The organism is Acetivibrio straminisolvens JCM 21531 (genome assembly GCF_000521465.1).
Lineage (GTDB): Bacteria > Bacillota > Clostridia > Acetivibrionales > Acetivibrionaceae > Hungateiclostridium > Hungateiclostridium straminisolvens.
Genome location: NZ_BAVR01000114.1, coordinates 1 through 3,745, shown reverse-complemented (window position 1 = coordinate 3,745; position 3,745 = coordinate 1). Strand labels below are relative to the sequence as shown.

The following is a 3,745-nucleotide window of genomic DNA, read 5'->3' as shown; positions in this document are numbered from 1 at the left end:
GTCTTTTTTATAACTTCTTCATAATACGGTTTGTTATACGATGGGTACTTCTTTTTGAAGTCTTCCCAGTTCTCTTCTATTATCTGCTTAAATATATTCTTGTCTTTCTTTTCTTCTTCTGTTATCACTTTTATTCTTAAAAACTATAACCCACCTTTTATACATATATTCCACTTTATTTTATACAAATTTTGCAATCCAATCAACAATTTTATTTCTCTGACATGTATTTTTTACCTACTAAGACCAAAGGCTAAAATGCAAATTCCTATACTATGAACTTAGATAAAATAAAACTGTAGAAGAGCCTTCCTTAATAGTTTGCCCTTCTACAATTTTATTTATACATTAAAACTTTTAATTTGTTTTTGCATACTTTTTATCGATTTTTAAGGCACATCCTCTTGATTCGACTTTATTTACTCTTCTAATTATTTCAAGACCAATACCACTTCTTCCGCATTGACAATTGTTATTGATTACAATTTTACCAAAATCATCAGTTAATATAAATCCCGGATAGCTTACCGTAGTTGGGTCCAAATAAGCAATAAGACCGATCTCTCCGTCCGATACCGGATTAAGAGTTACAGGATCAAGAATGATAACTTTTACCCATGGCACAATGTGTTTAATATGACATTCACATTCCGGCATTATTGTATTCAATTCTACCAGATTTAATATATCCCTGAAGTTTTCAGTCTTCGCCCCAATAAAGTATTTCTGAATGAGTTTTATAAACTCGTCCCGAGGAATGGATTTGCCTTCAAACCTTTTCCATCCTCCCGCTGTTATAAAATACAGCTTTTCACTATTACTAAAACTTAGCTTGTTTTCTTCCATATAGTTTATTAAATCGTAGAACATTACAGGTGCACCAATTAAAACTAAAGATTCGTATTCATCAAGCATATCATTAAGCTTTTGATATGCTTTGTCCGGATAAAAAACGCCATCGACTACAAAATATTCTGTCGGAAAAATCATATCCACTACACTTATGGCATACGAAAACCATAAATCCCCGGCTTCTTTAGTAGATGGTCCTAAATTTACACAAAAAGCATCATCAATTTCAATTACCTGATCTATTGAAGTTTGAATTGAACCTAAGAATCTATTTAAAGTTTTTTCATCCCTGTAAACTTTACTTATTGAGCCTTGTGTCCCCGAGCTTTGACAAACCTTAACAACTTCATTCATATCGCAACTCAAAATATCACCTAGTTTGAACATCGTGCTTGGTATTAGAGGTATCCTGCAAAGATCATCTATTGAGTTTACATCACACGGTTCAATTCCCATCTTCTTACAATACATTCTATATCCTTGACAATGCTCATAGTGATACTCAAATGCTTCCTTTATAAGCTTTAACTGAACTTCACTTATTTTTTCCTCCGTCCATTTAAAACTCTCCTCCTCTTGGTATATCAAATCATCCAAAAAATCTATTTTCTGTATTGACTGAAATTTCATAAAATTGACCTCCCGTACATTTCCTTTAAGGCTATTAACTTTTATATAAGTCGTTAATATATTTTAACAGTTTTATTGCATCCTGTCTCTTTAAATCAAGTTCATTTTTATTATTATTTACAAATGCTCTCAGTAACTCAATCTTTGCTCTCTCTATTTTGTCTTCAAGATATTTAAATAAATTATCATAATTTAATTCAAAGAAATATATTTTCTGAGCGGATTCAATTATCTTATTCACTTCATCTAAAGATATTAAACCCGTTTCATGTGCCTTCGCTGCAAAATAACGAATATTTACCAAAGGCTCGCTCAAAGTCCTATAATCCTTAGGGTGAAATGTCAGAGCAACTTCTGCATCTGACTCAATGATACCGCGTTTATACATATCATATATTGCTCCAATTCCTTTCATACCATAAACGTCAAGTCTGCTGCCCTTAAAGCTCCCATGCTTGAACTGCCCACAACATGAATCCCTTTTTTCAGAATACTTAGTATTTCCCGCGGACTAACCGATAAGTTGGAAAAGAAAACCCCATCAACAATACCTATAACTTGAGTACTTTCAGGTATTGAATCTAAATCCCCTCTTCTAATTGGAGCTCGAATATCTGCTTCGATATCTAATACCTTCTCTACCTCATCGTGTGACATACATGGTCCAATAAAGATTATTGGAGCAACTCTTTTGTCATACATTCTGCCACCTCAAAATCACTTTGTCCATTTTTCTATAAGTATTATTTCTTCATCCTTGCCTATTCTTTTAAACAATACAGCCCCTTTACTCACTTTTCTTTCCGACAAACAAAATGATACAGGCCAACTAAAGGCTTCATCTATCCCAAGTTGTTCCTTTATTCCCCGTGCAAACTCCGGGAAAAACGGATATCCAATATTTGACACCCATCTCAAAGCCTCCAGTAAATAGGAAAAAATTTGTTCAAGCCTGCTTACCTGATCCGGTTGCTTGGCCAATTGCCAAGGCAACGTTTTATCCAAATATGAATTTAATAAATTACAGTAATTCATAATTGCATTCACTGCACCTGAAGGATTGTATTCTTCCATAAACTTTTTTACCGCATCGGCTGTAGTGAAAGCATTCTCTTTTATCTCAATATCAAATTCGTTAGTCGAGTCTTCATCTAAAGCAGGTACACAGCCATTTAAGTATTTTTGTACCATCATTATCGTTCGGTTAACGAGATTTCCTAAATTATTTGCCAGACCAATGTTTATACTTGATATAAGATTCTCATAATCTAAATCTCCGTCTTTTCCCAGCGTGAGTTCTTTTAATAAGAAATATCTTAAACCATCCACTGTAATATCCTTTGAAAGCATAACAGGATCAATTTTTGTTGCAGGGTCAGATTTAGAAATCTTTTTATTCGATATGGTCCACCATCCATGCACTATTATTGACTTCGGCAAAGCAACACCAGCTGACATAAGCATACAAGGCCAATAGATGGCATGAAACCTCAAAATATCCTTTCCAATTAGATGAACGGTATTGGACCAATATTTGTTAAACAATTCCGTGCCAATTCCACCTAAACTTGATATATAATTTGTCAATGCGTCAATCCAAACATACATAACATGTTTATCATTACCGGGTACGGGTATACCCCAACTAAAAGATGTCCTTGAAATTGACAAGTCTTGAAGTCTATTATGATGCAAAAACCCTAAAACTTCATTCCTGCGAACCTCGGGGTATATAAAACCAGGATTTTCTTCTATGTATTTTAAAAGCCTGTCATGGTATTTTGACAACCTGAAAAAATAGGTTTCTTCACTCATTGTCTCCACTTTTTTATTATGAATGGGACATAACATTCCTTCTAATAATTCACTCTCCGGATAATATTGTTCGCAATCAATACAATAAAGTCCCTCATACTTCCCAAGATAAATATCGCCGTTGGCCTCCATCCGACGCCACATGTCTTGGGCGATATTCATATGCCTTTCTTCTGTTGTACGAATAAAATCATCATACTCTATATTAAGCTCTTTCCATGAATTGATAAACTTCCGTGCCAATTCATCTACAAATTCTTTAGGTTCCTTTTCATTTTTTTTCGCTGCTCTTTCAATTTTAAGACCATGCTCGTCGGTACCTGTTGTTAATCTTGTTTCATAATTGACTAACTTAAAAAAACGGTTAAAACAATCCGCCAAAATAGTTGTATAAGCATGTCCAAGGTGTGGATTCCCGCTTGCATAATAAATTGGCGTAGTTATATAA

2 protein-coding genes and 1 pseudogene are annotated in these 3,745 nt (G+C 34.0%); all 3 read right to left on the bottom strand.

Annotated elements, in window-relative coordinates:
* Nucleotides 1-357: 357 nt before the first annotated feature.
* A complete protein-coding gene (locus JCM21531_RS16680) occupies nucleotides 358-1,482 on the bottom strand; it encodes a LuxE/PaaK family acyltransferase (protein ID WP_038291503.1) in 1,125 nt (374 codons plus the stop codon).
* Between the two features lie 34 nt (nucleotides 1,483-1,516).
* Nucleotides 1,517-2,139, bottom strand: a pseudogene (locus tag JCM21531_RS23220) (TfuA-like protein).
* 60 nt (nucleotides 2,140-2,199) lie between these two features.
* Nucleotides 2,200-3,745, bottom strand: a 1,546-nt coding sequence (gene metG, locus JCM21531_RS16670) for a methionine--tRNA ligase (protein WP_054847174.1), incomplete at its 5' end; no start/stop codon positions are given.

Coding starts and splice junctions, on each gene's coding strand:
- JCM21531_RS16680 (WP_038291503.1), bottom strand. CDS start 1,482: ATGAAATTTCAGTCAATACAGAAAATAGATTTTTTGGATGATTTGATA.